The following is a 26,778-nucleotide window of genomic DNA, read 5'->3' as shown; positions in this document are numbered from 1 at the left end:
GGGGCGGATAACCCCTGTAGGATGCGACTTTCGAGACGTTACAACCTCAACTGAAAGGGTAGCCACATGGCAGCCAAGGACGTGAAATTCAGCCGCGACGCGCGCGAGCGCATCCTGCGCGGCGTCGACATCCTCGCCGACGCGGTCAAGGTCACGCTGGGGCCGAAGGGCCGCAACGTCGTGATCGACAAGAGCTTCGGCGCACCGCGCATCACCAAGGACGGCGTCACCGTCGCCAAGGAGATCGAGCTCAAGGACAAGTTCGAGAACATGGGCGCGCAGATGCTGCGCGAAGTGGCCTCGAAGACCAACGACATCGCCGGCGACGGCACGACCACCGCGACCGTCCTGGCGCAGGCGATCGTGCGCGAGGGCATGAAGTCGGTCGCGGCCGGCATGAACCCGATGGACCTGAAGCGCGGCATCGATCTCGCCGTGGTCAAGGTTGTCGAGGACGTGAAGGCGCGTTCCAAGCCGGTGTCCGGTTCGAAGGAAGTGGCGCAGGTCGGCATCATCTCGGCCAATGGCGACCGTGAAGTCGGCGAGAAGATTGCCGAAGCCATGGAGAAGGTCGGCAAGGAAGGCGTCATCACCGTCGAGGAAGCGAAGGGTCTCGAATTCGAGCTCGACGTCGTCGAAGGTATGCAGTTCGACCGCGGCTATCTGTCGCCCTACTTCATCACCAACCCGGAGAAGATGACGGTCGAACTCAACGATCCGTTCATCCTGATCCACGAGAAGAAGCTGTCGAACCTGCAGGCGATGCTCCCGATTCTGGAAGCGGTCGTGCAGTCGGGTCGTCCGCTCCTGATCATCGCCGAGGACATCGAGGGCGAGGCTCTGGCCACGCTCGTCGTCAACAAGCTGCGCGGCGGCCTGAAGGTCGCAGCGGTCAAGGCCCCCGGTTTCGGTGATCGTCGCAAGGCGATGCTGGAAGACATCGCGATCCTGACCAAGGGCGAGATGATCTCCGAGGACCTCGGTATCAAGCTGGAAACCGTGACCACCGCGATGCTCGGCACCGCCAAGCGCGTCACGATCGACAAGGACAACACCGTCATCGTTGACGGTGCCGGTGATGCCGACGCGATCAAGGGCCGCACCGAGGCGATCCGCCAGCAGATCGAGAACACCACCAGCGACTACGACAAGGAGAAGCTCCAGGAGCGTCTTGCCAAGCTCGCCGGCGGCGTCGCGGTCATCAAGGTCGGTGGCTCGTCCGAGGTCGAGGTCAAGGAGCGCAAGGACCGCGTCGACGACGCGCTGCACGCGACCCGCGCAGCCGTCGAAGAAGGCATCGTCCCCGGTGGCGGCACCGCGCTGCTGTACGCGACCAAGGCACTCGAGGGGCTCACGGGCGCCAACGAGGATCAGACGCGCGGTATCGATATCGTCCGCAAGTCGCTGACCGCGCTGGTTCGCCAGATCGCCAGCAACGCGGGCCATGACGGTGCGGTGGTATCGGGCAAGCTGCTCGACGGCAACGACTCGAACATCGGCTTCAACGCCGCGACCGACACCTACGAGAACCTAGTGGAAGCCGGCGTGATCGATCCGACCAAGGTCGTTCGCACCGCGCTGCAGAACGCGGCCTCGGTCGCCGGCCTGCTCATCACGACCGAAGCGGCCGTGAGCGAGATGCCGGAAGACAAGCCCGCCATGCCCGCAATGGGCGGCGGCGGCATGGGCGGCATGGGCGGCATGGACTTCTGATCCGAATGCGGCCTGCGTCGGTGATGCCGGCGCAGGACCCGCATCGGATCGGACGGCCGGTCGGCACCGCCGAACCGGTCCGACGTCCAGCGATGGCTTTGCCGTCGCCAGCCGACCAAGACGACCTGACCAAAGGCGAAGGGCCGGTGGATCATTCCACCGGCCCTTTGTTTATCCAGCGTCCCTTGCTATCTTCGGTTGCATGGCATCCGATCCGCTCTACCAGCCGATCACGGTGGACGAGTTTCTCGGGATGAACTTCGGCAGCGACCGCAAGTTCGAGCTGTCGGACGGCGTCATCCAGATGATGACCGGTGGGTCCGACAAGCATGCTCATGTCGCCGGCAACATCTATTTCGCCTTGCGCACCAAGCTGCGCGGCACCGGATGCCGTCCGTTCAACTCAGACATGGGCATCCGCGTAACGGAACATGACGTCCGATATCCCGACGTTTCGGTCGTCTGCCGGCCAGATTGGCTGACCGCGCCCGAGGCCAAGGCATTCGCGGATCCAGTCGTGCTGTTCGAGGTGTTGTCACCCAGCACGACGACGATCGATCAGGGGCGGAAGCTTGAAGAATATCGCCGTCTGCCCAGTGTCGATACCATCGTTTTCGTCGATCCGATCAACCGCCTGACGCGCACTTATCAGCGGCTGGACGAGACGGGCTGGCGCGACACGACGTTCGCCGAACCCCATGACGTGGAATTGCCGTCGCTGTCGATCACGCTGACCGAGGCCGAAATCTTCGCCCGCGACTGACCCCGCTACCGGGGCCGGTCACGGGACATCGCAGTCACGCGTTCTTCATCGCCTCGATCAGCTTCTTGATCTCCTGGCTGCGGCCGCGTGGCATGATGAGCACGTCGTTGCCGCTCGCCACCACGATCAGGTCGGAGACGCCGACCATCGCGATCCGCACCCCGTCCGACCGGACGAGGCAATCGCTGGTATCGACCGCGATCACCTCACCGCCATGGGCGTTGCCGGCGGCATCCACGTCGCTGATCGCATGGAGCGCGTCCCAGCTACCGAGGTCGTTCCAGCCCATCGCGACGGGCACCACCGCGACCCGTTCCGCCTTCTCCATCACCGCATAGTCGATCGAGTCTGCGGGCGAGGTGGCGAAGGCGGCGGCATCGGGGAACAGGCGTAGCCCCTCGTACCGGGCGGCGCGCATCGAATCCTGCACCGCATTCAGCATCGCCGGCGCGTGGGCGGCCAGTTCGCCCAGATAGATGTCGGCGCGGAACAGGAAGATGCCACCGTTCCAGGCGTGGCCACCCGCCGCCAGCATCGCCTCCGCCCGGTCCAGCGGCGGTTTCTCGACAAAGCGGGCGACACGGTGGACGCCGGGCGCAATCGGCTCGCCGGTCTGGATCCAGCCATAGCCGGTTTCGGGCGCATCGGGTTCGATCCCGAACGTCACCAGCCAGCCGTCGTTGACCAAGGGGAGGGCGGCGGCGATCGCGGCATGGAAGGCGGGGATGTCGGCGATCACATGGTCGGATGGCATCACCAGCAGCGCCGCCTCCGGATCGGGGGCCGCCAGCGCCGCCAGTGCGATCGCGGGTGCGGTGTTGCGACCCGCCGGCTCCAGAATGATCGCCGCCGCCTCGACGCCGACGGCGGCCAGTTGCGCCTCCACTTCGTCCACGTGCTGCGCGTTGGCGACGATCACGGGGGCACCGAAGCCATCGCCCACCGCGCGGCGCAGCGTCAGTTGCAGCATCGTCTCGTCGGCGGTCAGCGGCAGGAACTGCTTGGGGCGTTCGGGCCGCGACATCGGCCACAGCCGGGTGCCCGAGCCGCCGGAAAGAATGACGGGAACGATGGTGCTTGCGGTCATGAATCCTCCTGAGTGCCGGCCTTATCGCGGAACGCCGGAATTCCCAACGATCTGCCGCCATTTACGGACGTGTTCAGCCTTTATTGGCGTTTTTCCGGCATCCTTGCGGGAAAGGTCGGGTCACGGCCCTTGCAGCGGGTGATGACGAGACGATGACGGCAGTCCTGATCCTGTGGGGCCATGCACTCGCCGCGATCCTGTTCGGCACGCTGGCGCTGGCGCGCTGGCGGCGGCGATGGGACGTGACGGCCGGTCCCGCCTTGGCGGTGGTCGCCGCCGCGGCCTTGACCGCCTTGTGGGCGCTGGCCATCGCCGGGGTCGAGCCATGGGACATCAGCGTGCATCTGGCGGAAGGCGCCCGCAATCTGGCGTGGACGGGGGTGATGGCGGCGTTCGTGCTGCGCGCCCGCGCCGACGGCGGTGCGCTGGCGGCGCTATACGGGGTGGTGATGTTCGTCGTCCTGACCGCGACCGCGCTGGCACCGATTGCCCGGATGCCGATGGACCAGGACATGGTTTTGGCGGTGGAGATCACTCGTCACGTCCTGCGGATGATGGCGATGGCGGGCGCTTTGCTGCTGCTGTGCCATCTGGCGCAGGCGGCGACGGGGCCGCAGGCCGGCGGGGTACGGCTGTTCGCACTGGCGCTGGGGGCGATGTGGGGGCTCGATCTGGCGATCGCGTTGCTGGCCTTTGCCGGCCCGCGCTGGACGATGATGCCGGTCGTGGCGCGCGGACCGGTGATGATGGGGGTCGCGATCCTGCTCGCCGTCGCCGCGACGCATCGGGGCGAGGGGTCGGTGGCGGTGTCGCGTACCATCGCCACCCGGGCGCTGATCGTTCTGGCGTTGCTGTTGTACGTCGCGGCGACGGCGCTGGCGGTCGATCTGGCATCGATGCTGTCGCCGCCCGTCGCCCGCGCGGTGCAGACCGCGATCGTCTGCGGCGCGGCGGCCGCGCTACTGGCCTTTACCGCGACGCCGTGGCTGCGCGCGTGGCTACGGGTAAAGGCGGCCAAGCATCTGTTCGATCATCGTTACGACTATCGGATCGAATGGCAGCGTTTCACCACGACGCTGGGCCTGCCGGGTAAGGGGGCGGCACCGCTGGGCGAGCGGATCGCCAAGGCGGTCGCTGACCTGACCGATGCGCCCGCCGCCCTGCTGCTGGTCGCGGCGGATGGGGTGTTGACGCCCTGGGCCGGCTGGCGCTGGGCGGATGGCGGCGCCGAACTGCCGGCGTCGCTGGCCGCGCATCTGGCGACGACCGGCCGGATCGTGTCGCTCGACACGCTGCGTACAGGGGACGGTACAGGGGAAGCAGTGCTGGTGCCGGCATGGCTGCTGGACGATGACGCCGCCTGGGCGATCGTGCCGCTGCTCCATGGTGGGGAACTGGCGGGAGCGGTCCTGCTGGCGCGGCCGCCGGTCGACCGGGCGCTCGACTGGGAGGATTTCGATTTGTTGCGCATCGCCGGGCGGCAGGCAGCCAGCTATCTGGCGGAGGATCGCAGCCAGGCCGCGCTGGTCGATGCGCAGGAGTTCGACGCCTTCAACCGCCGCTTCGCCTTCCTGCTCCATGATATCAAGAACGTGGCGAGCCAGCTGACTCTAGTGGCGCGCAATGCCGAACGCCATGCCGACAATCCCGCCTTTCGCGCCGACATGGTGGTGACGCTGCGCGAATCGGCAGGGCGAATGGCGACGTTGCTCGCCAGGCTGGGCCAGCATGACGGCACGCGGGCGGAGCCGTTGCAGTCGATCGACCTGCCGGCACTTGCCGCCCGCGTGGCGGCAGCGCGCCGGGCGCAACACCCGGTCACCGTCGAGGGCGAACCGACGCCGCTCGCATGGGGCCATCCGGCGCGGCTGGAACAGGCGTTGTCGCACCTCGTGCAGAACGCGATCGAGGCGAGCCCGCCGGGGATACCGGTGCGGCTGCGGCTCGATCAGGTGGATGATCGGCTGACGCTGGCGGTGGTCGATCGCGGCGGTGGCATGGCCCCCGGCTTCGTCCGTGATCGGCTGTTCCGGCCGTTCGTCTCCTCCAAGCCCGACGGGTTCGGGATCGGTGCGTGCGAGGCGCGGCAGCTGGTACGCGCGATGGGGGGTGAATTGCAGGTCGAAAGCCGCGAAGGGGAGGGCAGCGTCTTTCGCATCCTGTTGCCGCTCGCGCAGGTGATGGCTTCGGCGATGGCGCCCGGGATGGCGGTGGCGGCATGACCCGGCCCGTGCTGCTGATGGTCGAGGACGATGCCGGGCTCGCCCGCCAGCTCCGCTGGGCGTATGAGGATTACGAGGTTGTGATCGCCGCCGACCGCGCCGCCGCGATCGACGCGGTGCGGCTGCACGAGCCGGTGGTGGTGACGCTCGACCTGGGCCTGCCCCCCGATCCAGACGGCACGACGGAGGGATTCGCGACGCTGCACGCGATCCGGGCGATGGCGCCCGCCACCAAGGTGATCGTCGCCAGCGGACACGGCGCGCGGGCCAGCGCCCGCGCGGCGATCGCGGACGGAGCATGGGATTTCTACCAGAAGCCGATCGATATCGATGCGCTGGGGCTGATCGTGGCGCGCGCGTTTCACGTCCACGCGCTGGAGGCGGAGAACCGGCGGCTGGCGGCCGGGGCAGGCGGGGCGGGGTTCGGCGGACTCCTCTATGCCTCGCCCGAGATGGCGGCGGTAGCGCGGACGCTGGAAAGGGTCGCCCCCGCCGATGTGTCGGTGATGCTGCTGGGCGCGAGCGGGACGGGCAAGGAATTGCTGGCGCGCGGGCTGCACAACGCCTCGCCGCGTGCGCGTGGCCGGTTCGTCGCGATCAATTGCGCCGCGATCCCCGAGACGCTGCTGGAATCCGAACTGTTCGGGCACGAGAAGGGGGCATTCACCGGTGCGGTGAAGACGACCGAGGGCAAGATCGAACAGGCGGCGGGCGGCACGCTGTTCCTCGACGAGATCGGCGATGTGCCGCTGGCGTTGCAGGTCAAGCTGCTGCGGTTCCTGCAGGAACGGGTGATCGAGCGGATCGGCGGGCGGCGCAGCATCGCGGTCGATACCCGGATCGTCTGCGCGACGCATCAGGATGTCGACGCGATGGTCGCCGACGGGCGGTTCCGCGAGGACCTGTACTACCGGCTGGCGGAGATCGTCGTCCGTATCCCGGCGCTGGGCGACCGCACCGGCGATGCCGGCCTGCTCGCGCGGCATTTCGTCGCACGCTATGCCGCGACGCTCAACCCGGCCGTTACCGGGCTGGCGGCGGATGCGCGCGCGGCGGTGGAGGCGTGGCGCTGGCCCGGCAACGTCCGCGAGTTGGAGAACCGGGTGAAGCGCGCGGTCATCATGGCCGATGGCAAGCTGGTGACCGCCGCCGATCTCGATCTGGCCACGCCGGCCGATCCCGCCGACCTGAACCTGCGCGCCGCGCGCGAAGGGGCGGACCGGCGCGCGATCGGCCGCGCGCTGGCCCGGGCGGACGGCAATATCTCGGGCGCGGCGCGGCTGCTGGGGATCAGCCGGCCGACGCTGTACGATCTGCTGAAGGCGTACGACCTGTCGCCGTGACGGGTTGCGTCCGCGCGCCGGGCCCCGCAAGGGCGAACGTCATGGACCCGCTCGACCGTATCGCCGCGGCGCTGGAACGCCTGTCGCCTCCACCCGCCCCCGCCGCCGATCCACGCGCGCACCCCGCCTATCGCTGGACCGGCGAGGCACTGGTGCCGACGCGCGGCTTTGCACCGCTGCCGCTCGACCGGCTGATCGGGATCGACCGGCAAAAGGCGGCGCTGGTGGCGAACCTGACGCGGCTGGCGGCTGGCCATGCCGCGCAGGACGTGCTGTTGTGGGGCGCGCGCGGCACCGGCAAATCGGCATTGGTGAAAAGCGCGGTGGCGGCGGTGCAGGCCGCGAGGGACCAAAATAGTGGCGGTGATCTCGCACTCGTCGAGGTGACGGCACTCGACCGGCTGCCCGCGCTGTTCGCCGCGCTGGCGCCCGTGCCGCGCGGCTTTGCGCTGTTCGTCGACGATCTGGGCGTGGATGCCCCCGCGGAAGCGCGGGCGTTGCGATCGATGCTGGAGGGCGGGGCGGAACCGCGCCCGGCCAATGTCCGCCTGCTCGTCACCGCCAATCGCCGTCACCTGATGCCGCGCGACATCGCCGAACAGGACAGCGCGATCAACCCGCGCGATTCGATCGACGATCATCTGGCGCTGGCCGACCGGTTCGGGTTGAGCCTGGGATTCCATGCGGTCGATCAGGATCATTATCTCCGCATCGTGCGCGGCTATACGCAGGCGCACGACCTGCCGTTCGATGCCGACGAGGCGGTCCGCTGGGCGACGCAACGCGGCAGCCGGTCGGGCCGGGTGGCGTGGCAATATGTCGTCGATGTCGCGGGACGCGAGGGGCGGGGGGTTTAGTCGAGGCCGGTCATGATTGGGACGTCACGGGCACCGTGCAGGACCCGGATGATCTCGATCCGGTCGGCCGATACACGATAGAAGACGATATAGGGGGATGCGGGGACACTACGCAGGCCCGGTTGCCAATCGCCGTGATCCCTGCCGGAATGGGGGAACAGGCGCAGCCGCTCCGTCGAGTGAACGATACGGTCGACCACCCGATCGGCCGCGGCAATGTCATGACGCGCGGTGTACGACCATAGCGCATCCATATCGTCCTGCGCCGCCGGCCTCCTGACGATGCGCACGGCGGGTCAGGCCCGATGGAGTTGTTCGGCCAGCCGTGCCCTGCCCCGACGCTTGATGTCGTCGGCATCGAAATTGCCTTCGATCGGATCACCGCTGGCGAAGCCTTCGTCGATCAACTGGCGCACGCGACCCACTTCATTGTTCCAGAAGGTCAGCGCATGGCGGATCACCGCATCGCGATCGGCGAAGCGGCCGGTTTCGACCGCGTCGTCCGCCGCCGCGAGCATCGCGGCGTCGATCTCGATCTCGATTCGTCGCATCTCACCCATCGCGCCATACCTCCGGGGGCAAGAGTATCACGCCTGCCCCAGCGTCTCCACCTGTTCGGCCAGATCCAGCCAGCGCATCTCGGCGGCGTCCTTTTCGGCGCGGGCCTTGTCGATCGCCTGGGTCAGGCGGGTGAAGCGGGCATGATCCTTCCGGTAGAGGTCGGGGTCGGCCAGCAGCGCCTCGTCACGGATGATCGCCGCCTCGATCTCCTCGATGCGGGCGGGCAGCAGATCGTAATCGCGCTGGTCCTTGTAGGACAGCTTGCGCGTCGCGGCGGGGGCAGGCGGGGCGGTGACGGCCTTCGTCGATTTCTTCGCATCCGCCTGCGGACGGCGGCGGCGCTGCCAGTCCTCGTACCCGCCGGCGACCACGTCGATCTGGCCGCTGCCGTTGAGGCCCAGCGTGATCGTGACGGTGCGGTCGAGGAAGTCGCGATCATGGCTGACGATCAGGACGGTGCCGTCGTAATCGGAGATCACCTCCTGCAACAGGTCGAGCGTTTCCAGATCAAGGTCGTTAGTCGGTTCGTCCAGCACGATCAGGTTCGATGGCCGTGCGAATTCGCGCGCCAGCAGCAGCCGTGATCGCTCGCCACCCGACAGCGTACCCACCTTCGCCTCGGTCAGCGAGGGATCGAACAGGAACTCCTTCAGATAGCCGTGGATGTGCTTGCGCACCCCCAGCACGTCGATCCATTCGCCGCCATCGGCCAGCACGTCGCGCACTGTCTTGTCCGGTGCCATCAGCCGGCGCTGCTGATCGATGACGATGCCGTCGAGTGTCTTGGCCAGCTTGATGGTGCCGGTGTCGGGTTCCAGTTCGCCGGTCAGCAGGCGCAGGAGAGTCGTCTTGCCCGCGCCGTTCGCGCCGACGATGCCGATCCGGTCGCCACGGGTGACACGCAGCGAGAAGTCGCGGATGATCGGCCGGTCGCCATAGCTCTTGGAGACGTGGTCGACATCCATCACCACCTTGGACCGGCCATCCTCATGCCCCAGCCCGATCGCGGCGGTGCCCTGCGGCCCCATCATCGCGGCGCGTTCGGCGCGCATCTCGTGCAGCTTCGCCAGCCGGCCCTGGTTGCGGCGGCGGCGGCCGGTGACGCCGCGGTGCAGCCAGTGCTCCTCGATCTTCAGTTTGGCATCGAGCCGTTCGGCGTTACGCTGTTCCTCGGCATGGACCTGTTCGGTCCATGCCTCGAACCCGCCGAACCCGATCTCGGCGCGGCGCACATTGCCGCGATCGAGCCACAGCGTCTGTCTGGTCAACCGGGTCAGGAAGGTGCGGTCGTGGCTGATCGCGATGAACGCGCCATTGTAGCGGGACAGCCATTGTTCGAGCCAGTCGATCGCGAAGATGTCGAGATGGTTGGTCGGCTCGTCGAGCAGCAGCACGTCCGGCTCCTGCGCCAGCGCGCGGACGATCGCAGCCCGACGCCGTTCGCCGCCCGAGGCCGATGCCGCCTCGCGGTCGAGGTCGATGCCGAGCTGGTCGGCGATCGCGTTCGCCTCATGCCCCAGCGGCGCGTCGTCGCCCGATTCCACATAATCACGCAGCGTGGCGAAGCGCGAGACGTCGGGGTCCTGTTCCAGCATGATGACGCGGGTGCCGGGCACGACGGTGCGCCGCCCCTCGTCCGGATCGACCTGTCCGGCGAGCAGGCGCAGCAGCGTCGACTTGCCCGCGCCGTTGCGGCCGATCAGCGCAAGCCGGTCGCGCTGGCCGACATGGATGTCGAGATTGCGGAACAACCAGCCCGATCCCTGGATCAGGCCGAGATTTTCATATGAGAGGATGGGTGCGGCCATATCCTTGGGCACCTAGGGGGCATGGACGCCCGCGACAACCTGTCGTGCGGTCGCGACGGGGCTGTTGCCCGTATGCCGCACTGCACAAGCTTCGTCGGCGGAGGCATTCACAGCGCGTTCAATGCGCTTTAGCTATCTCGTCATCCATGAAAACCCTCCTCGTTCTCGCGATCATCGCCGCCACGGTTCCCGCCGTCGCGGAACCGCAGAAGCGGGGCGATCAGATGCAGGCCTATCGGGCGCGCAAGCAGGGCAAGTTGCTGCCGATGCCGGAGATCGAGCGGCGGGTGGTGCCAACGATGAACGGCGCGGAATATCTAGGCTTCGAGTTCGACGGCGGCAGCGGCATCTACACGCTGAAGTTCCTGCGCGACGGCAACGTCATCTGGGTCGATGTGGACGGCCGGTCGGGGCAGGTGATCGGCCGCACCGGTCGATGACGATCGCCGGTGCGATCCGTTAAGGCAGGCGACAGCGACGTTTCCGTAACCCGTCCGTCATGCTAGCGGATGCCGGCACAACGGGGACTGGAGAGAAGATGCGCGTCTTGATCGTCGAGGACGAACCCAATCTGGGCCAGCAGCTGAAGAACACGCTGGAAGGCGCGGGCTATGCGATCGATCTCGCCACCGATGGCGAGGAGGGGCATTATCTGGGCTCCACCGAGAATTACGATGCGATCGTGCTTGATCTCGGCCTGCCCGAGGTGGACGGGCTGACGGTGCTCGACCGCTGGCGCAAGGAGGGGCGGACCGCGCCGGTGCTGGTGCTGACCGCGCGCGACAGCTGGTCGGACAAGGTCGCCGGGCTGGATGCGGGTGCGGACGATTACGTCGCCAAGCCGTTCCAGACCGAGGAACTGATCGCCCGCCTGCGCGCGCTGATCCGCCGCGCCTCCGGCAACGCTTCGTCCGAACTGACCGCCGGCGACGTGCGGCTCGACACCCGGTCGGGCAAGGTGACCAAGGCGGGCGAGCCGGTGAAGCTGACCGCGCAGGAATACAAGCTGCTCAGCTACCTGCTTCATCACAAGGGCAAGGTCGTCAGTCGCACCGAATTGATCGAACATATCTACGATCAGGATTTCGATCGCGATTCGAACACGATCGAGGTGTTCGTAACGCGCATCCGCAAGAAACTGGGGCAGGAGGTGATCACCACGATCCGCGGCCTCGGCTACAGTCTGGAAGACCCGGACGCCTGACCCGGTCATGACCGAGCCCGAACCCCGGTCGCCGCGACCCCGCGCGACGGGGTCGCTGTCGCGGCGGATGATCCTGATCGCGGCGGTGTGGATCACCGTGCTGCTGGCGGGCGGCGGCTTTGCGCTCGACCGGGTGCTGGCCTCCGCCGTCACGCAGAATTTCGACGACCAGCTCGAATATGTCATGACCGCGCTGATCGTGTCCGCCGAGATCGATCCCGATGGCGAGGTGATGTTCACGCGCGAGGCGGCGGACCAGCGGTTCCTGGAGCCTGGTTCCGGGCTGTACTGGCAGGTTTCGGCGCCGGGGCGCGAGCCGTTTCCGTCGCGGTCGCTGTGGGATCGGCGCCTGGCTTACGGCGTCTCGCATGCCGACCGCAGCGTCCACAGCTATGACAGCGCGCAGTTCGGGCTGGAGAAACTGCGTGTCGTCGAACGTGACGTGCGACTGCCGGGTTCGCCCGTCAGCTGGCGGTTTCAGGTAGCGCAGAGCCGGGAAGGGCTCGACTCGCAGATCACCATTCTGCGGCGGACGCTGGTGCGGTCGTTCGCACTGTTGGCCCTCGGGTTGTTGGCGCTGGTCGCGCTTCAGACCTTCTACGGTCTGTGGCCGCTGCGGCGGGTCCGGGCGGAGATCGCGCGGATGCGCGCCGGCCAGTCGTCGCGCGTGTCGGAGGCGATGCCGCTGGAAGTGCAGCCGATGGTCGAGGAACTGAACGCGCTGATCGAACATAATGAGCGGCAGGCGGAGGAGGCGCGGCGCCATGCCGGCAACCTTGCCCATGCGCTGAAAACGCCGCTGACCGTCATCATGAACGCCGCCACCGCCCATGCCGACGATCTGGCCGAGACGGTGGTGCGCGAGGCGCGGACGATGCGGCGGCAGGTCGACCATCACCTTGCCCGCGCCCGCGCGGTCGGCCGGCGCGGCTCCGCGCACAGCCGGGCGGAGGTGTGGCCCAGTGTCGAATCGGTCGAGCGCGCGGTTGCACGCTTGTATCGCCACGTCCGTATCGACGTGGCGGGGCGCAAGGACGTGGCGGTGCATGTCGAACGGCAGGACCTGGACGAAATGCTCGGCAACCTGATCGAGAACGCCGCGAAATATGGCGGCGGCAGCGTGTTCGTGACGGTGGCGGCGGAGGCGGGGTTCGTCGAGATACTGGTGGAGGACGACGGCACCGGCATCCCCGAGGAAGACCGCATCCGCATCTTCGATCGCGGCGTCCGCCTCGACACCGGCAAGCCGGGCACGGGACTCGGCCTCGCGATCGTGCGCGACGTGGCGGAAATCTACGAAGGCACCGTCACGCTGGAGGAAAGCGAGGATCTGGGCGGGTTGCTGGTGCGGTTGCGCCTGCCGGTGGCCGGATAGGAACGGGCTCTACGCGACGGCGGCGACCTCGCGCACCGCCTCTGCCGTGATCGTCAGGCTGCGCTTGCGGGCGGCATGGTCGTAGATCGCGCTGGTCACCATCACCTCGTCGACGTCGGTGCGGCGGACGAACGCGGCCAGATCGTTCGCCACCGTGTCGCGGGTACCGATCGACGAGCAGGACAGGACCTGATCGAGCATGGCGGCGCCTTGCGCCCCCAGCGATGCGCGATAACCCGAAACCGGCGGCGGCAACTGGCGCGGGTCACCGGTGCGCAAGGCGATGAACGACTGCTGCTGCGACGAGGCGAGCAGTTCGGCCTCCGCCGCGGTGTCGGCGGCGAAGACGTTGAACCCCGCCATCGCATAAGGTTTGCCGAGTTGCGCGGAAGGGCGGAAATCGCGGCGGTACACCGCCAGCGCCTGATCCAGCGCGTCGGGCGCGAAGTGCGACGCAAAGGCATAGGGGAGGCCGAACGCGGCGGCGACCTGCGCCCCGAACAGGCTGGACCCCAATATCCACAACTCTGGCGTCGCGCCCGCGCCGGGGGTGGCGGTGATGCCGGTCTGGCCGTCGTCGGCGAAATAGCTTTGCAGTTCCAGCACGTCCTGCGGGAAGGCATTGGCATCGCTGGTCAGCGTCCGCCGCATCGCTCGCGCGACCCGCTGGTCCGATCCCGGCGCGCGGCCGAGGCCCAGGTCGATACGGCCGGGATGCAGCGCATCTAGCGTGCCGAACTGTTCAGCGATCACCAGTGGCGCATGGTTGGGCAGCATGATCCCGCCCGCCCCGACCCGGATCGTCCGCGTCGCGGCGGCGATGTGCGCGAGTACGACGGCGGTGGCGGCGGACGCGATGCCGGTCATGCCGTGATGCTCCGCCACCCAGAACCGGCCGAAGCCGAGGCTTTCGGCATGGGCGGCGAGATCGGCACTGCGGTCGAGCGCCTCACGCACGGTGCCGCCTTCGACGACGGGAACGAGATCGAGAAACGATAGCTGGGTCATCAAGACTATATGGGGCGATCCGTCATGATCGCCACGGCGCAGGCCTGGGTGATTTTCCCGTTGCCGCCCAAGCAAAACTTCTGCCCGGCCCCCGATCAGAAGCCGAAGCCGTATCGCACCGCCAGTCCGTAATCCGCAGGGAGTGCGGCGATGTTGCCGGGATCGCGGCGCCAGAAGACGTTGGTCTGGACCGTGCCGGGGCCGAACGGCCGGGCATAGCGGGCCTCCACATCGATCTCGCGGCCGTCGGGGGCGAGGTTCAGGCGCTGCGTCGTCCAGGTCGCGACGCTGGTGGTCGCATAATCCCACAGCGTCGGCAGGCGGAAATCAATCCCACCCGTCGTGACGCGCAGCGGCTGCGCGATGCGCAGGCCGATGCTGTCGGCGCCGAACACGCCATCCTTGCCCAGATCGGCGGCGAAGGCGGCGGTGCGGACCAGACCGGTGCCGTCGATGCCGTGGCGGACGCGCGCCCCGCTCCAGCCCCGACGCAGCGACCCGCCCAGCGTCCAGCCATCGCCCGCCTCCACGCGCGCATCGAGATCGGCAAACCAGCTCGTCGCGCGCGTCGCACCCAGACCGGTGCCGAACCGCGCGCCGAGCAGGGTGTCGCGCTCATCCAGCCCCGATCCCGTCAGGTGCAGCGCCAACGGGCCCCAGCGCCGGTCGAGCGACAGCGCGGCCCGGCCGAAGCCGCCGCGAAGATAGGGATCGGTGCCGGGGGCCCCATCACGGCCGCGCGTCGTCATCCGCCCGCTCTCCACTGCGGCGGTGAGGCCGAAGCGCCCGAATTCCCGGCGGATCGCGCTGCTGGCGCGCGCGGTGCCGTCGATGCCGAAACCGGGCGTCGTCGCGACCAGGAAAGCGGGTTCGCGTCGCCCGGTGAGTTGCGCGGTCAGCGTGCCCGCCCCTTGCGCAATGCCGAATCCGAACGACAGGGTCGACCCCAGTGCCTGCGTCACCGTGCCGGCGATCGCGCGGGCCATGCCGGCGTCGCGCCCGGTCAGCCGGGTCGGCTCCACCGCGACGCTGCCGCCGATCCGGGGGGCGAGCGTCATCGACACGCTGGTGCCGCCGATCGCGGCGGCCACCTGCCGCCCGCGGAACTGCAGCGCGCCGAGCAGCGCGCGGGGCGGGGCGGCGCGATCGATCGTCTGCGCCAGATCGATCGCGAAGGCGCGGTCGTAGCCGTCGAGGATCACCGCACCCAGCCCGCCCTGGCGCGCATCGCCCATCGGGGCGGAGAGGGTCGCGTTGACCGCCATCGATACCGCCGCCGTGCTGCCCGCGACATTGCTGGTGCCCAGCGGCTGGAACGCGCGGCTCAGGTCCAGCACGCCGTTGCCATAGACGGGGTCGACGCCGCTGGCGCCGGCATCGCGCGCGCTGGCATAGAGGATCTGGACGATCTGCGCCCCGGACAGGTTGGGAAATGCCTGTGCCAGCAGTGCCACCGCGCCCGCGATCTGCGGCGCGGCGAAGGAGGTGCCCGACCACAGGAACACGCTGCCCGTCTCGTCCGGCGCCCGTACCCGCTCCCCCACCGCGGTCAGATAATGCGCGGCGCCGGTGCCGGCACGGTCGCTGAACGACGAGATGGCGTCGCCACTGCCGATTGATCCGGCGACGATGATCTGCCCCCGCGCAATCGCGGCGTTGTTGGCCACCTCGGTGAAGGCATCGGGATTCTCGGTGCCGTCATTGCCGGCGGAGATGACGATCACGATCCCCGCCGCCGTGGCGCGGGCGATCGCGTTCTGGAGCGACGTCGGCATGTTGGTGCCGCCCAGTGACATGTTGATGACCTTCGCCCCGGCCGCACGCGCCGCGTCGACGCCGCGTGCGATCGCGTCCGATCCGAACTTGCAGCCGGTGCTGTCGTCCCCCTCGACCGCGGTCGCGCAAGTGCCGGGGCGATCGGCACGGAGCGCGACGACGGTCGCCTCGAACGCCACCCCGTGCGTACCGGCGCCGTTGCGGCGGCCAGCGGCGGTGAAGGCGACGGCGGTACCGTGGCCATCTTCGTCGTCGAACCCGGTATTGCCCGCGACATCGGCGGAGGCGCTGGACAGGCGGCCGGAGAACTCCTCGCTTTGCAGGTCGATACCGCTGTCGATAATACCGATCGATACCCCCGCGCCGGTCGCGCCGCGACTATAGGCGGTCAGCGCGTTCATCGACACCGCGCCCACGGTGGCGCGATACTCGGCGGTGTCGTAATTCGTGGCACTGGGCGTCGGGGCGGGCGTCGGCGTGGCGGGGGGTGTGGGTGCGGGAGTCGCGATGGGCGTCGGAATCTCCGCACTGGGCGGTGTCGGCGTGCTGCCCACCCCGCCGCTGCCGCCGCCACAGCCGGCAAGCAGCATCGCGAACGTCAATGTGCCCGCACCACGCCTTGCAGCCTTGCTCGTCCCGGCATGATGGGCGCGGGGTTCCGATGACGTTCGATCCACGTTGCCATGCCCCCCCTGTGATCGTGCCGTCCTGTTCATATCACGGCCATGACACCGAAATATTGCAAAACCGTAGGCATGGGCGCGGCATCACACATCAACCCTCGCCTTGCCGCTGCCGCCGCACCTGCCTACAGGCCGACGCGATGATCGCGCGCCTTTCCCATGTCCGCAACTGGATCTTCGATCTCGACAACACGCTGTATCCGGCCAGTGCCGATCTGTTCGCGCATATCGACCGGCGGATGACCGCGTTCATCGCCGATCTGACCGGCGCCGATCCGGTGGAGGCGCGGCGTATCCAGAAGGCGTATTTCCACGGCCATGGTACCACGCTGGCCGGGCTGATGGCGGAACACGACGTCGATCCGCACGCCTTCCTCGCCTATGTCCACGATATCGAGATGGACGTGCTGGAGGAGGATGCACCGCTCGCCGCCGCGCTGGCGCGGCTGCCGGGGCGCAAGCTGGTCTTCACCAACGGCGACAAGCCCTATGCGCTGAAGGTGCTCGACCGGTTGGGGCTGGGCGGCAGTTTCGAGGCGATCCACGATATCGTGGCGATGGACCTGCGCCCCAAGCCGCAGGCGTCCGCCTATGCCGGGCTATGCGCCGCGCTCGACATCGATCCGCATGCCAGCCTGTTCGTCGAGGATATGGCCCGCAACCTGAAACCTGCCAAGGCGATCGGCATGACCACCGTCTGGATCGACAACGGATCGGAACAGGGACCGGAAGAGGATCGCAGCTTCATCGATTTCCACCTCCACGCGCTGACGCCGTGGCTCGAATCCATCTTGGAGACCCCATGACCGACCTGTTCGCCATCATCGACGCCGCCTGGGACGATCGCGCCAATCTGGGCTTTTCCACCGGTGGCGACGTCCGTCATGCCGTCGAGCAGGCGCTGACCCTGCTCGACCGGGGTGAGGCGCGTGTGGCCGAGCCCGACGGGCAGGGCGGCTGGCAGGTCAACCAGTGGCTGAAGAAGGCGGTGCTGCTGTCGTTCCGCCTCAACGACAACGTCGTGATGGAGGGGCCGGGGGGCGCCCACTGGTTCGACAAGGTGCCGTCCAAGTTCGCCGGGTGGGACGAGGCGGCGTTCCGCACCGCCGGCTTTCGCGCGGTGCCGGGCAGCATCGTCCGTCGCGGCGCGTTCGTGGGCAAAGGTGCGGTGCTGCTGCCCAGCTTCGTCAACATCGGTGCCTATGTCGGTGAGGGTTCGATGATCGATGCCTGGGCGACCGTCGGCAGCTGTGCGCAGATCGGCAAGGGCGTCCATGTCTCGGGCGGCGCAGGCATCGGTGGCGTGCTGGAGCCGTTGCAGGCCGATCCCGTCATCATCGGCGATGGCGCGTTCATCGGCGCGCGGGCCGAAGTGGCGGAGGGCGTGCGCGTCGGCGAGGGGGCGGTGCTGTCGATGGGCGTGTACCTCGGCGCCTCGACCAAGATCATCGACCGCGCGACGGGCGAGACGTTCCGTGGCGAGGTGCCGGCCTATGCGGTGGTCGTCCCCGGCACGATCGGCGGCGGCGGCGACAAGCCGGCTTTGTATTGCGCGGTGATCGTGAAGCGGGTCGACGCGCAGACCCGGTCGAAGACCAGCATCAACGAATTGCTGCGGGACTGATCGCAGGGGCGACCCGGGGCAGGGCGGCTTGGCCTTGCCCCCACCGGCCGGCCGGCGTATCGCATTGTTTAACGTGTTCAACGCATCGGCCGGGCGCCGAGGGAGATACCATGACCGCGACTGCCAGCTCCGTCCTCGATCGTGTCCTCGTCCTCGAAATGGTGCGCGTCACCGAAGCGGCGGCGATCGCCTGCCTGCCGATGGTCGGGCGTGGTGACGAAAAGGCGGCCGATGCCGCCGCGGTGGAGGCGATGCGCGCCGCGCTGAACGAACTCGACATGGACGGCACCGTCGTGATCGGCGAGGGCGAGCGCGACGAGGCGCCGATGCTGTTCATCGGTGAGAAGGTCGGCACCGGTACCGGCCCGGCGATCGACATCGCGCTCGATCCGCTGGAAGGTACCACGATCTGCGCCACCGCCGGTCCCAACAGCCTGGCGGTGCTGGCGATCGCGGAAAAGGGCGGTCTGCTGAACGCGCCCGACGTGTACATGGACAAGATCGCGGTCGGCCCCGGCTATCCCGAGGGTATCATCGACCTGGATCGCTCGCCCAGCGAGAACGTGCGTGCGGTGGCGGAGGCCAAGGGCGTCTCCCCGCGCGACATCATCGTCTGCGTGCTCGACCGGCCCCGGCACGAGGCGATGATCGCCGAACTGCGCGAACTGGGCTGCGGCGTGATGCTGATCGGCGACGGCGACGTGGCCGGCGTGATCGCGACGACCAATCCGGACACGACGATCGACGTGTATATGGGATCGGGCGGCGCGCCGGAGGGCGTGCTGGCCTGCGCGGCGCTGCGTTGCGTCGGTGGCCAGTTCAAGGGCCGGCTGCTGTTCCGCAACGATGACGAGCGGGGCCGCGCCGCCAAGTGGGGCGTCACCGATCTGAACCGCCAATACGACCTGACCGATCTCGCCAAGGGTGACTGCATCTTCGCCGCGACCGGGGTGACCGACGGATCGCTGCTGGCCGGCGTAAAGCGCAAGGGCAAGATCATGACGACCGAGAGCGTCGTGATGCGCGCTTCGTCGGGTACGGTGCGCTGGGTGAAGGGCGAACACCGGCTGGGCTGATGCCGGCTCCGCTGCTCGCGTCCCTGTTATTGACGGGCGCGCTGGCGGCGGCGTGCTGGTTCCTGTGGCCGCGTGTGGCGGCCGACACGCGCGCGGGCCGTTACCGGGCATGGATGCGGAGGGCCGGCATGGCGTTCGCGCTGCCGACGCTGGTGGCGCTGGCACTGCTCGGACGGCTGGATGCGTTGTGGCGGTTGCCGGTCGAGTTCGCTGCCGCCCGGCCCTGGTTGCCGGAGATGGCGGCGGGCGATGTCATCGTCGGGGCGCTGGCGGGCACGCTGATCGGTCTGGCGGCTGCGGCATGGCGGGCGCGACGGGGCGGCCGGCCGATCGGGCGGCCCGGTGCAATGATGCCCCGGGCCCGCCACGAATTGCCCTGGGGTGCGGCGGTGGCGACCGTCGCGGGTGCCACGGAGGAACCGTTCTTCCGACTGCTGCTGCCATTGCTGGTAGCGATCGTCACCGGCAGCGCGGCCGCCGGCTTCGGGCTGGCGTTGATCCTGTTCGGGGCGATGCACCGTTATCAGGGCTGGCGCGGGATGATCGTTACGACATCGTTCGGCGGGGTGATGACTGCCGTCTATCTGGTCAGCGGCGCGCTGTGGCTGGTGATCGCCCTGCACATACTGATCGACCTGAACGGGCTGGTGGTGTGGCCGGCGCTCAGTTCTTCAGCCGCCAGCCGGTCCGGAAGATCAGCGTGATCGCGCCCAAGCACAGCAGCAGGAACGCCACCGTCACCGCCAGGCTCGGTCCGACGCCCACGTCGCTGGTGCCGAAGAAGGTCCAGCGGAACCCGTCGATCAGATAGACGACCGGGTTGAACAGCGTCACCGTCCGCCACGGCTCCGGCAGGATCGTGACCGAATAGAATGCCCCGCCGAGGAAGGTGAGGGGGGTGACGACCAGCAACGGCACGACCTGCAGTTGCTCGAACCCCTTCGCCCAGATACCGATCGCGAAGCCGAACAGACAGAAGGCGGCGGCGACCAGCAACAGATAGGCGATCATCGCCACCGGATGCGCGACGGGCAGGTCGACGAACAGATGCGCGGTGGCGAAGATGACGAGGCCGATCACCACCGACTTGGTCGTGGCGGCGCCGACATAGCCCAGCACGGTTTCCAGCGGCGACAGCGGCGCGGATAGGAGTTCGTAGATCGTACCGGTGAATTTGGGCATGTAAATGCCGAGCGAGGCGTTCAGAATGCTCTCCGAGAAGATCGCGAGCAGCATCAGCCCCGGCACGATGAACGCCCCATATGGCACGCCCGACACCTCTTGCATCTGCGATCCGATCGCAGAGCCGAAGACGATGAAATACAACGAGGTGGTGATGACCGGGACCATCAGACTGGTCCAGATCGTCCGCCCGAACCGGGCCATCTCGAACCGGTAGATCGCCCAGATACCGTGAAGGTTCACGGCCGTTCTCCCACCAGATCGACGAAGATGTCCTCAAGACTCGACTTCGCCGTATCCAGATCGCGGAACTGGATGCCGGCGTCGCCCACCGCGCGCAGGAACGACGGGATGCCCGTGCCCTCTCCGGTCACGTCGAACACGTAGCGGAGCGTATGCCCGTCATGCTCCAGCGTCGGCGCCCACGTGGCCAGTGCCGCAGGCACCGTCGCCAGCGGTTCGGCCAGCGTCAGGTCGAGCGTGCGTTTGCCCAGCTTGGTCATCAGCGCCGCCTTGTCGTCGACCAACAACAGTTTGCCGCCCGCGATCACGCCGACGCGGTCGGCCATCTCCTCCGCTTCCTCGATGTAATGCGTGGTCAGGATGATCGTGACGCCGCGGTCGCGCAGCGATCGCACCATCACCCACATGTCGCGGCGCAGGGCCACGTCGACACCGGCGGACGGCTCGTCGAGGAACAGGATATCGGGTTCGTGGCTCAACGCCTTAGCGATCAGCACGCGGCGCTTCATACCGCCGGACAGTTCCATGATCTTGGCATGGCGCTTGTCCCATAGCGACAGGTCACGCAGCAATTGCTCGATATAGGCGGGATTGGCCGAACGCCCGAACAGCCGGCGCGAAAAGGTGACGGTGGCCAGGACGCTTTCGAACGCGTCGGTCGACAATTCCTGCGGCACGAGGCCGATGCGGCGGCGCGCCTGCCGATACTCGGCGATCGCATCCAGCCCATCGACGGTGATCGTACCAGTGGAGGGGACGACGATGCCGCAGACGATGGAGATCAGCGTCGTCTTGCCCGCACCGTTCGGTCCCAGCAGCGCGAAGATTTCGCCGCGCCGGATGTCGAGATCGACGCTGTGCAGCGCGGTGACGGCGGCGGCATTGCCGCGGGCGGCATAGGTCTTGGATACCCCCGCGATCGACAGGATCGGGTCGGTCATCGGCCCGTCCGCGTCGCCGCGATCGCCCGCTTCAGCTCCTCGACCGGCAGCGCGCCTGACAATACCCGGTCGCCGATCACCCAACTGGGCGTGCCGGTGACGCCCAGACGTGCGGCGGTTTCCATGTTGCGCGCGATCTCCGCATCGATCCGGGGTGCCAGCGCGGCAAGCTTGCTCACATCGATGCCCGCCGTCTTCGCGGCGGCGGCGATGCTGGCATCGCTGACCCGGCCACCGGCATAGAGCGCGTCGTGAAAGGCGTTGAACCGGCCCTGTGCCGCCGCGACCAGGCTGATCCGTGCCGCGCTGCGGCTCGATTCGGCGAGGATCGGCAGTTCCCGGAAGACGACGCGCAGCTTGGGGTCCTCGGCGATCAACTGGCGGATCGCGGGCAGGCTGGCGCGACAATAGCCGCAGTTATAGTCGTAATATTCGACCAGCGTCACGTCGCCCCTGGGATTGCCGGCAAAGGCGCTGCCGAACGGGGTGGTGATCGCGGCGCGATTGGCGGACACCGATCGCCCCGCCTCGCGCTCCTGCAATTTCTGCATCGCCTCCGGTATCACCTCGGGATGGGCGAGCAGATAGTCGCGCACCTCGTCACCGGGACGATCAAGCGCGGCGACCGCGCCAGCGCCGACCAACCCGCCGGCCAGCGCGATCAGGGGGTAAAGCCAGCGGTTCATCGCTTGCGGCGCTTCTTGTCGGCGGCGGCGGCGTCTCCGGAAGTCATGGCGATATCCTGTGCCCGGATCCAGTCCGGCGTGTTGGCGGGGATGCCGGCCATCGCGAATTTCGCGGCGACCACGGCGGTGCGGGGATCGCCGGTCATGCTCGCCCGTTCGGCGGTGGCAAGCGCGGCGCGTGGTTCGTCCCCGGTCAGTTCATAGGCGGTGCCCAGTTGCATCCAGGCCCAGGGATTGTCGTCGTCGCGCTGCGTGGCGACGCGCAGGACGCGGATCGCCTCGGGCACGTTAGCCTTGTCCTCGGTCGCGATCAGCGCGTGGCCGAAGGTGGTGGCGATCAGCGGGTTCTGCCGCGATCCCTCGGTCGCGAGACGCAGCGGTACCAGCGCCTCGCGCGGGCGACCCGCCTCCAGCAGGATCTGGCCCTTGATCTCCTGAAAATAGGGATCGTCGGGTCTGGCGGCGACCAGCGCATCCGCCTCGGCATCGGCTTTGTCGGGGTATCCCGCCTTGTGATACGCATAGGCACGGGCATAATGCGCCGGCAGCGAGCGATCGGTCAGCGGATATTGACGCAATGTCTGTTCGGCGGGCAGCACATATCCGGCCAGTTTCGCCTTCACGCGCCGGAAACGTTCCTCCAATGCGGGATCGGGTTTGGCGTTATAGGCAGGCGATGCCTCCACATCGCCGGTCAGGTTGGCGATGCGTTCGCCCGACAGCGGATGGCTCTGCATGAACGGATCGATCTGGCCGCGATAGCGCATCTCCTGCTTCTGCAATTTGCGGAAGAAGCTGAGCATCCCGCGCCCCGACAGGCCGGCGGTGGCGAGATAGCGGATCGCCGAGGCATCCGCCGTCGCCTCCTGCACGCGGTTGAAGGCGAGATAGTTGCCCATCGCCGCGCTCTGGCCCAGCCCCATGATGCCCGCGCCCGCCATGCCCGCGCCGGCCGCCATCGCGCCCAGCCCCAGTACCATCGACAGGATCGTCATCGCCATCGCCGGCTTCTGCGCCGCTTCGCCCGAGATGACATGGCCATCGGCGATATGCCCGACCTCGTGCGCGATCACGCCTTGCACTTCGCCGGCATTGTCCGCCGCCTGGATCAGGCCAGAATGGATGTAGACGACCTGCCCGCCGACGACGAAGGCGTTGATCGAATCGTCGTTGACCAGCACGACCTTCATGTCGCGCGGGTTGAGCCCGGCGGCCTTGACGACCCCGGCGGACATATCCGCGAACATCGCCTCGGTTTCGGCATCGCGAAGGATCGATTGCGCGGTGGCGGGTTGCGCCCAGACGAGCGCGCCGATCAACACGGCGGCGAGGCGGCTACGGGTCATGCGGGGCATCATATGGTCGCACAGCCGATCGAGGAGAAGGGCCTGACGTCATCAGCCCGCGGTCGGGAAACATTGCGATGCGACTGGAGCGGGCGGCGGCGACAATGAGACATGACGGCTCCGCATGGGGCAGGATGGCGGGGCGTCGTCATCGCGTGGTCGGTATGAACCACGGCTGACGTCGCCCCGCCGGCCCGCATCAGGCCCCGAAGGTCCGCTGCCACCAGCCGCGGCGCGGCGTGCCGCCGGCCTGTTCGGTATCGTCGCCGGTCGTCGCGCCGTCCGCTGCTTCCGCCGCGTCCGATGCCTCGGGCTCCGGGGCGGGTGCCGGCGGTGCTGCCTCTGCCGGTGCCTCCGCGACCGCGTCGGCGGCCGGCTTGCGGCGGGTGCGCTTCGGCTTGGGCGCGGGCTCCGCGGCCGGGGCTTCCGGCGCGGGCACGACCTCGGCCGCCCCGCTCGCCACGGCCTTGCGGCGGGTGCGCTTCGGCTTCGGCGCCGGCTCTTCCGCTGCCTCTACCGGCGCCGGTGTCTCGACCGCCGGGGTTTCGGCAACCGGTGCGGCCGGGCGCGCACGCGGGCGACGGCGGGTCTTGGGGGCGGGAGCAGCCTCGACCGCCTCGACCTCGATCGGTGCTTCCTCGGCGGCGGGTTCGGTTTCGACGATCTTCGCGTCCGGCTGGACCGCCACGGCGACAGGCTGGGGCACGGGCAACGCCAGCGGATCGGTGACGGGGCCGGAGTCGCCCGCATCGGCGGCTTCCTCGACCGTGACCGCCACATCCTCGCCGTTCAGCGGTGCATCGCCACGACGGCCACCGCGACGACCACGACGGCCACGACGACGACGACCGCCTTCGCCTTCGCCTTCGGCCTGCTCGTCGCCGGTTTCGGTCTGCGGCGTCTCGACCACATCATCCTCGCCCGCGTCGACCTCGTCGGCTGCGACGGCGACGATCTCGTCGCCGGCTTCATCCTCGTGATCGTCGCCCTCGGTCGTCTCGCCATCGGCCTGCTCACCTTCGGTCAGCGGACGACCGCGACGGCCACGACGGCGGCGGCGGCGCTTGCCGCGACCCTCGCCCTCGTCGTCGGCCCGTGCCTCACGCGGCGGACGCGGGGCACGGGGAGCGGGCTGGACGGCCTCCTCCTCAATCTCCTCTTCCTCCTCGATCTCGGGCTCCTCGACGTAATCCTCCTCCTCCTCCTCTTCGAGGACCAGTTCGTCGATCTTGGGCGCATAGGCGGGTGGCGGGCCGCTGGCCTCCACCGACATGCGCGCGCCCTCTTCCTCGCGATCGGGAATGACCTCGATCGTCACGCCGTAGCGATCCTCGACCTCGGCGATGTCGGCGCGCTTGCGGTTGAGGACGTAGATCGTCGCTTCCTGCGACGCGCGCAGCGTCAGCAGCGAACCACGGCCGCGCGCGGCCTCTTCCTCCAGCAGGCGCAGTGCCGACAGGCCGGCGGACGAGGCGGTGCGGACCAGGCCGGTGCCCTCGCAATGCGGGCAGGCACGGGTCGATGCCTCCAGCACGCCGGTGCGCAGGCGCTGGCGGCTCATTTCCATCAGCCCGAACGAAGAGATGCGGCCGACCTGGATGCGGGCGCGATCGTTCTTCAACGCCTCCTTCATCGCCTTCTCGACCTTACGGACGTTCGACGAGTGATCCATGTCGATGAAATCGATCACGACGAGACCGGCCATGTCGCGCAAGCGTAGCTGGCGCGCGATTTCCTGCGCGGCTTCCAGATTGGTCGCGGTCGCGGTCTGTTCGATATTGTGTTCGCGGGTCGACCGGCCCGAGTTGATGTCGATCGACACCAATGCCTCGGTCGGATTGATGACCAGATAGCCGCCCGACTTCAACTGGACGACGGGGTTGTACATCGCCGCCAGCTGATCCTCGACATGTGCGCGCTGGAACAACGGCACCGGATCGGCATATTGCTTCACCTTCTTGGCATGGCCGGGCATCAGCAGACGCATGAAGTCCTTGGCCTGGCGATAGCCTTCCTCGCCCTCGACCACGACCTCGTCGATATCCTTGTTGTAGATGTCGCGGATCGCGCGCTTCATCAGGTCGCTGTCGCCATAGACGAGCGCCGGCGCGGCTGAAGTCAGCGTCTTCTCGCGGATCTCGTCCCACAGGCGGGCGAGATAATCGAAATCGCGCTTGATCTCGACCTTGGTGCGCTGAAGGCCCGCGGTGCGGACGATGCAGCCCATCGACTGCGGCAGCGCCAGATCGGCCATGATCGTCTTCAGCCGCTTGCGATCCGCCGCGTTGCTGATCTTGCGGCTGATCCCGCCGCCATGCGACGTGTTGGGCATCAGCACGCAGTAACGGCCCGCGAGCGACAGGTACGTCGTCAGCGCCGCGCCCTTGTTGCCGCGTTCCTCCTTGACGACCTGCACCAGCAGCACCTGACGGCGGCGGATGACGTCCTGGATCTTGTAGCGGCGACGCAGGTTCTGGCGGCGCTGGCGCAGCGCCTCGACCTGATCGTCATTGGCGCCGCCCTTGCGCGGGCGCGGCGGGGCATCCTCGCCGTCATGCTCGTGATCGGAATCATCGTCGTCATGGTCGCCGTCGAAGTCGCCTTCCTCGTCGTCATGATCGTCGTCGTCCTGCTCGGCACGCAGCGCGGCTTCCTCGGCGGCGTGGGCGGCCTCTTCGGCCAGCAGCGCCTCGCGATCCTCCTTGGGGATCTGGTAATAATCCGGGTGGATTTCCGAAAAGGCGAGGAAGCCGTGACGGTTGCCGCCATATTCGACGAACGCCGCCTGCAGCGACGGTTCGACGCGGGTCACCTTGGCGAGGTAGATATTGCCCTTGAGCTGCTTGCGCTCGGCGGATTCGAAGTCGAACTCCTCGATCCGGTTACCATGGACGACGGCGACCCGGGTTTCTTCCCGGTGGCGTGCGTCGATCAGCATACGCGTGGTCATTGAATGGTCTCCGCGCGCGCGTCGGGCGGTTCCTGCGAAGCAGCCCTCGCGCGCGATGATAAATGGCGGCCGGCCGCGATCGGGCCGGGGTGCCGGGTTCATGGAAAATCGCGTCTGCGCGCATGCCGTGCCGGGGCGTCTGGCCCTGCGGCTTCTCCACGCCCGCGGCACCGCCGGCCAAGGCCTGGCGGTGCAGCAGCGGGAAAGAATACGTCATGCGAGCGTCAACCTGGATTGGCCCGCCAGATGGCGGGCAAGCGGCCCGGCGGCGGCGAACGATGAACGCAGGCGACGCACGGGTGCCGACACTGGCTAGCATCGCCTGCGGTT

General features: G+C 68.1%; 23 protein-coding genes. 12 read left to right on the top strand and 11 right to left on the bottom strand.

The genetic code is table 11. The features are described from left to right. Positions 1-66 precede the first annotated feature (66 nt). Both groL and ABD719_RS07540 read left to right on the top strand, forming a co-directional pair. Positions 67-1,713, top strand: coding sequence for a chaperonin GroEL (gene groL, locus ABD719_RS07545; RefSeq protein ID WP_192123982.1), 1,647 nt, complete (start codon positions 67-69; stop codon positions 1,711-1,713). Between the two features lie 202 nt (positions 1,714-1,915). Then, on the top strand, positions 1,916-2,476 hold the full coding sequence (locus ABD719_RS07540) for a Uma2 family endonuclease (RefSeq protein ID WP_344692749.1): 561 nt from the start codon (positions 1,916-1,918) through the stop codon (positions 2,474-2,476). 34 nt (positions 2,477-2,510) lie between these two features. On the opposite strand, the gene ABD719_RS07535 is transcribed toward ABD719_RS07540, so the two are convergent. Continuing rightward, positions 2,511-3,563: a mannose-1-phosphate guanylyltransferase/mannose-6-phosphate isomerase gene (locus ABD719_RS07535; RefSeq protein ID WP_344692748.1), complete on the bottom strand. Its 1,053-nt coding sequence runs from the start codon at positions 3,561-3,563 to the stop codon at positions 2,511-2,513. 152 nt (positions 3,564-3,715) lie between these two features. Between ABD719_RS07535 and prsK the strand changes: the two genes are divergently transcribed. Genes prsK through ABD719_RS07520 form a run of 3 tightly spaced genes read left to right on the top strand, consistent with a single transcriptional unit; the run spans position 3,716 to position 7,985 of the window. Next, positions 3,716-5,785 carry an XrtA/PEP-CTERM system histidine kinase PrsK gene (gene prsK, locus ABD719_RS07530; protein WP_344692747.1) on the top strand — a complete coding sequence of 690 codons (2,070 nt, stop codon included), beginning with the start codon at positions 3,716-3,718 and terminating at the stop codon, positions 5,783-5,785. Next, positions 5,782-7,128, top strand: a complete 1,347-nt coding sequence (gene prsR / locus ABD719_RS07525; protein WP_344692746.1) for a PEP-CTERM-box response regulator transcription factor — start codon at positions 5,782-5,784, stop codon at positions 7,126-7,128. Before prsK ends, prsR begins: the two co-directional genes overlap by 4 nt. Positions 7,129-7,169: 41 nt before the next feature. After that, positions 7,170-7,985, top strand: a complete 816-nt coding sequence (locus ABD719_RS07520; protein WP_344692745.1) for a DUF815 domain-containing protein — start codon at positions 7,170-7,172, stop codon at positions 7,983-7,985. On the opposite strand, the gene ABD719_RS07515 is transcribed toward ABD719_RS07520, so the two are convergent. From ABD719_RS07515 to ABD719_RS07505, 3 genes are read right to left on the bottom strand one after another with little or no spacing between them, the layout of a single operon-like run. Further along, on the bottom strand, positions 7,982-8,275 hold the full coding sequence (locus ABD719_RS07515) for a type II toxin-antitoxin system RelE/ParE family toxin (RefSeq protein ID WP_344692744.1): 294 nt from the start codon (positions 8,273-8,275) through the stop codon (positions 7,982-7,984). The genes ABD719_RS07520 and ABD719_RS07515 overlap by 4 nt on opposite strands. A gap of 6 nt (positions 8,276-8,281) precedes the next feature. Further along, on the bottom strand, positions 8,282-8,545 hold the full coding sequence (locus ABD719_RS07510; protein ID WP_344692743.1) for a ribbon-helix-helix domain-containing protein: 264 nt from the start codon (positions 8,543-8,545) through the stop codon (positions 8,282-8,284). Between the two features lie 27 nt (positions 8,546-8,572). Continuing rightward, positions 8,573-10,354 carry an ABC-F family ATP-binding cassette domain-containing protein gene (locus ABD719_RS07505; RefSeq protein ID WP_344692742.1) on the bottom strand — a complete coding sequence of 594 codons (1,782 nt, stop codon included), beginning with the start codon at positions 10,352-10,354 and terminating at the stop codon, positions 8,573-8,575. 146 nt (positions 10,355-10,500) lie between these two features. Between ABD719_RS07505 and ABD719_RS07500 the strand changes: the two genes are divergently transcribed. The 3 genes from ABD719_RS07500 to ABD719_RS07490 all read left to right on the top strand — a co-directional run bounded on the left by ABD719_RS07500 (position 10,501) and on the right by ABD719_RS07490 (position 12,933). Further along, positions 10,501-10,794 carry a hypothetical protein gene (locus tag ABD719_RS07500; protein WP_344692741.1) on the top strand — a complete coding sequence of 98 codons (294 nt, stop codon included), beginning with the start codon at positions 10,501-10,503 and terminating at the stop codon, positions 10,792-10,794. A 98-nt stretch (positions 10,795-10,892) separates the two neighbouring features. Continuing rightward, positions 10,893-11,558, top strand: coding sequence for a response regulator transcription factor (locus ABD719_RS07495; RefSeq protein ID WP_192123957.1), 666 nt, complete (start codon positions 10,893-10,895; stop codon positions 11,556-11,558). 7 nt (positions 11,559-11,565) lie between these two features. Continuing rightward, positions 11,566-12,933: a sensor histidine kinase gene (locus ABD719_RS07490; RefSeq protein ID WP_344692740.1), complete on the top strand. Its 1,368-nt coding sequence runs from the start codon at positions 11,566-11,568 to the stop codon at positions 12,931-12,933. A gap of 9 nt (positions 12,934-12,942) precedes the next feature. On the opposite strand, the gene ABD719_RS07485 is transcribed toward ABD719_RS07490, so the two are convergent. Continuing rightward, positions 12,943-13,941, bottom strand: a complete 999-nt coding sequence (locus ABD719_RS07485; RefSeq protein ID WP_344692739.1) for an LLM class flavin-dependent oxidoreductase — start codon at positions 13,939-13,941, stop codon at positions 12,943-12,945. 95 nt (positions 13,942-14,036) lie between these two features. After that, positions 14,037-16,319 carry a S8 family serine peptidase gene (locus ABD719_RS07480; protein WP_344692738.1) on the bottom strand — a complete coding sequence of 761 codons (2,283 nt, stop codon included), beginning with the start codon at positions 16,317-16,319 and terminating at the stop codon, positions 14,037-14,039. Between the two features lie 221 nt (positions 16,320-16,540). Between ABD719_RS07480 and ABD719_RS07475 the strand changes: the two genes are divergently transcribed. The 4 genes from ABD719_RS07475 (at position 16,541) to ABD719_RS07460 (ending at position 19,804) form a co-directional block, all read left to right on the top strand. Next, positions 16,541-17,206, top strand: coding sequence for a pyrimidine 5'-nucleotidase (locus ABD719_RS07475; RefSeq protein ID WP_344692737.1), 666 nt, complete (start codon positions 16,541-16,543; stop codon positions 17,204-17,206). Beyond that, a complete protein-coding gene (gene dapD / locus ABD719_RS07470; protein WP_344692736.1) occupies positions 17,203-18,024 on the top strand; it encodes a 2,3,4,5-tetrahydropyridine-2,6-dicarboxylate N-succinyltransferase in 822 nt (273 codons plus the stop codon). Before ABD719_RS07475 ends, dapD begins: the two co-directional genes overlap by 4 nt. Before the next feature lie 110 nt (positions 18,025-18,134). Next, positions 18,135-19,100 carry a class II fructose-bisphosphatase gene (glpX, locus tag ABD719_RS07465; protein ID WP_192123948.1) on the top strand — a complete coding sequence of 322 codons (966 nt, stop codon included), beginning with the start codon at positions 18,135-18,137 and terminating at the stop codon, positions 19,098-19,100. Continuing rightward, entirely contained in the window at positions 19,100-19,804 is a 705-nt protein-coding gene (locus tag ABD719_RS07460; protein WP_344692735.1) for a CPBP family intramembrane glutamic endopeptidase, read from the top strand. Before glpX ends, ABD719_RS07460 begins: the two co-directional genes overlap by 1 nt. On the opposite strand, the gene ABD719_RS07455 is transcribed toward ABD719_RS07460, so the two are convergent. The 5 genes from ABD719_RS07455 to ABD719_RS07435 all read right to left on the bottom strand — a co-directional run bounded on the left by ABD719_RS07455 (position 19,764) and on the right by ABD719_RS07435 (position 26,448). Then, positions 19,764-20,525: an ABC transporter permease gene (locus ABD719_RS07455; RefSeq protein WP_344692734.1), complete on the bottom strand. Its 762-nt coding sequence runs from the start codon at positions 20,523-20,525 to the stop codon at positions 19,764-19,766. The two genes, ABD719_RS07460 and ABD719_RS07455, sit on opposite strands and share 41 nt — an antisense overlap. Continuing rightward, complete coding sequence (locus tag ABD719_RS07450) at positions 20,522-21,466, bottom strand: ABC transporter ATP-binding protein (RefSeq protein WP_344692733.1); 945 nt, start codon at positions 21,464-21,466, stop codon at positions 20,522-20,524. Before ABD719_RS07450 ends, ABD719_RS07455 begins: the two co-directional genes overlap by 4 nt. Beyond that, a complete protein-coding gene (locus tag ABD719_RS07445) occupies positions 21,463-22,152 on the bottom strand; it encodes a DsbA family protein (RefSeq protein ID WP_344692732.1) in 690 nt (229 codons plus the stop codon). Before ABD719_RS07445 ends, ABD719_RS07450 begins: the two co-directional genes overlap by 4 nt. Beyond that, positions 22,149-23,498, bottom strand: coding sequence for a M48 family metalloprotease (locus ABD719_RS07440; RefSeq protein ID WP_344692731.1), 1,350 nt, complete (start codon positions 23,496-23,498; stop codon positions 22,149-22,151). Before ABD719_RS07440 ends, ABD719_RS07445 begins: the two co-directional genes overlap by 4 nt. A gap of 199 nt (positions 23,499-23,697) precedes the next feature. Beyond that, positions 23,698-26,448 (bottom strand): Rne/Rng family ribonuclease, encoded by a 2,751-nt coding sequence (locus ABD719_RS07435; protein WP_425567126.1) that lies wholly within the window; start codon positions 26,446-26,448, stop codon positions 23,698-23,700. Positions 26,449-26,778 lie beyond the last annotated feature (330 nt).

It is taken from the genome of Sphingomonas cynarae (genome assembly GCF_039537815.1).
Classification (GTDB): domain Bacteria; phylum Pseudomonadota; class Alphaproteobacteria; order Sphingomonadales; family Sphingomonadaceae; genus Sphingomonas; species Sphingomonas cynarae.
This window is presented reverse-complemented; position numbering and strand designations above follow the sequence as displayed.

What these genes read in the sequence shown, in the direction of transcription:
- groL (WP_192123982.1), top strand. Translation starts at nt 67, where the DNA reads ATGGCAGCCAAGGACGTGAAATTCAGCCGCGACGCGCGCGAGCGCATC.
- ABD719_RS07540 (WP_344692749.1), top strand. Translation starts at nt 1,916, where the DNA reads ATGGCATCCGATCCGCTCTACCAGCCGATCACGGTGGACGAGTTTCTC.
- ABD719_RS07535 (WP_344692748.1), bottom strand. Translation starts at nt 3,563, where the DNA reads ATGACCGCAAGCACCATCGTTCCCGTCATTCTTTCCGGCGGCTCGGGC.
- prsK (WP_344692747.1), top strand. Translation starts at nt 3,716, where the DNA reads ATGACGGCAGTCCTGATCCTGTGGGGCCATGCACTCGCCGCGATCCTG.
- prsR (WP_344692746.1), top strand. Translation starts at nt 5,782, where the DNA reads ATGACCCGGCCCGTGCTGCTGATGGTCGAGGACGATGCCGGGCTCGCC.
- ABD719_RS07520 (WP_344692745.1), top strand. Translation starts at nt 7,170, where the DNA reads ATGGACCCGCTCGACCGTATCGCCGCGGCGCTGGAACGCCTGTCGCCT.
- ABD719_RS07510 (WP_344692743.1), bottom strand. Translation starts at nt 8,545, where the DNA reads ATGGGTGAGATGCGACGAATCGAGATCGAGATCGACGCCGCGATGCTC.
- ABD719_RS07505 (WP_344692742.1), bottom strand. Translation starts at nt 10,354, where the DNA reads ATGGCCGCACCCATCCTCTCATATGAAAATCTCGGCCTGATCCAGGGA.
- ABD719_RS07500 (WP_344692741.1), top strand. Translation starts at nt 10,501, where the DNA reads ATGAAAACCCTCCTCGTTCTCGCGATCATCGCCGCCACGGTTCCCGCC.
- ABD719_RS07495 (WP_192123957.1), top strand. Translation starts at nt 10,893, where the DNA reads ATGCGCGTCTTGATCGTCGAGGACGAACCCAATCTGGGCCAGCAGCTG.
- ABD719_RS07490 (WP_344692740.1), top strand. Translation starts at nt 11,566, where the DNA reads ATGACCGAGCCCGAACCCCGGTCGCCGCGACCCCGCGCGACGGGGTCG.
- ABD719_RS07485 (WP_344692739.1), bottom strand. Translation starts at nt 13,941, where the DNA reads ATGACCCAGCTATCGTTTCTCGATCTCGTTCCCGTCGTCGAAGGCGGC.
- ABD719_RS07475 (WP_344692737.1), top strand. Translation starts at nt 16,541, where the DNA reads ATGATCGCGCGCCTTTCCCATGTCCGCAACTGGATCTTCGATCTCGAC.
- dapD (WP_344692736.1), top strand. Translation starts at nt 17,203, where the DNA reads ATGACCGACCTGTTCGCCATCATCGACGCCGCCTGGGACGATCGCGCC.
- glpX (WP_192123948.1), top strand. Translation starts at nt 18,135, where the DNA reads ATGACCGCGACTGCCAGCTCCGTCCTCGATCGTGTCCTCGTCCTCGAA.
- ABD719_RS07460 (WP_344692735.1), top strand. Translation starts at nt 19,100, where the DNA reads ATGCCGGCTCCGCTGCTCGCGTCCCTGTTATTGACGGGCGCGCTGGCG.
- ABD719_RS07450 (WP_344692733.1), bottom strand. Translation starts at nt 21,466, where the DNA reads ATGACCGACCCGATCCTGTCGATCGCGGGGGTATCCAAGACCTATGCC.
- ABD719_RS07445 (WP_344692732.1), bottom strand. Translation starts at nt 22,152, where the DNA reads ATGAACCGCTGGCTTTACCCCCTGATCGCGCTGGCCGGCGGGTTGGTC.
- ABD719_RS07440 (WP_344692731.1), bottom strand. Translation starts at nt 23,498, where the DNA reads ATGACCCGTAGCCGCCTCGCCGCCGTGTTGATCGGCGCGCTCGTCTGG.
- ABD719_RS07435 (WP_425567126.1), bottom strand. Translation starts at nt 26,448, where the DNA reads ATGACCACGCGTATGCTGATCGACGCACGCCACCGGGAAGAAACCCGG.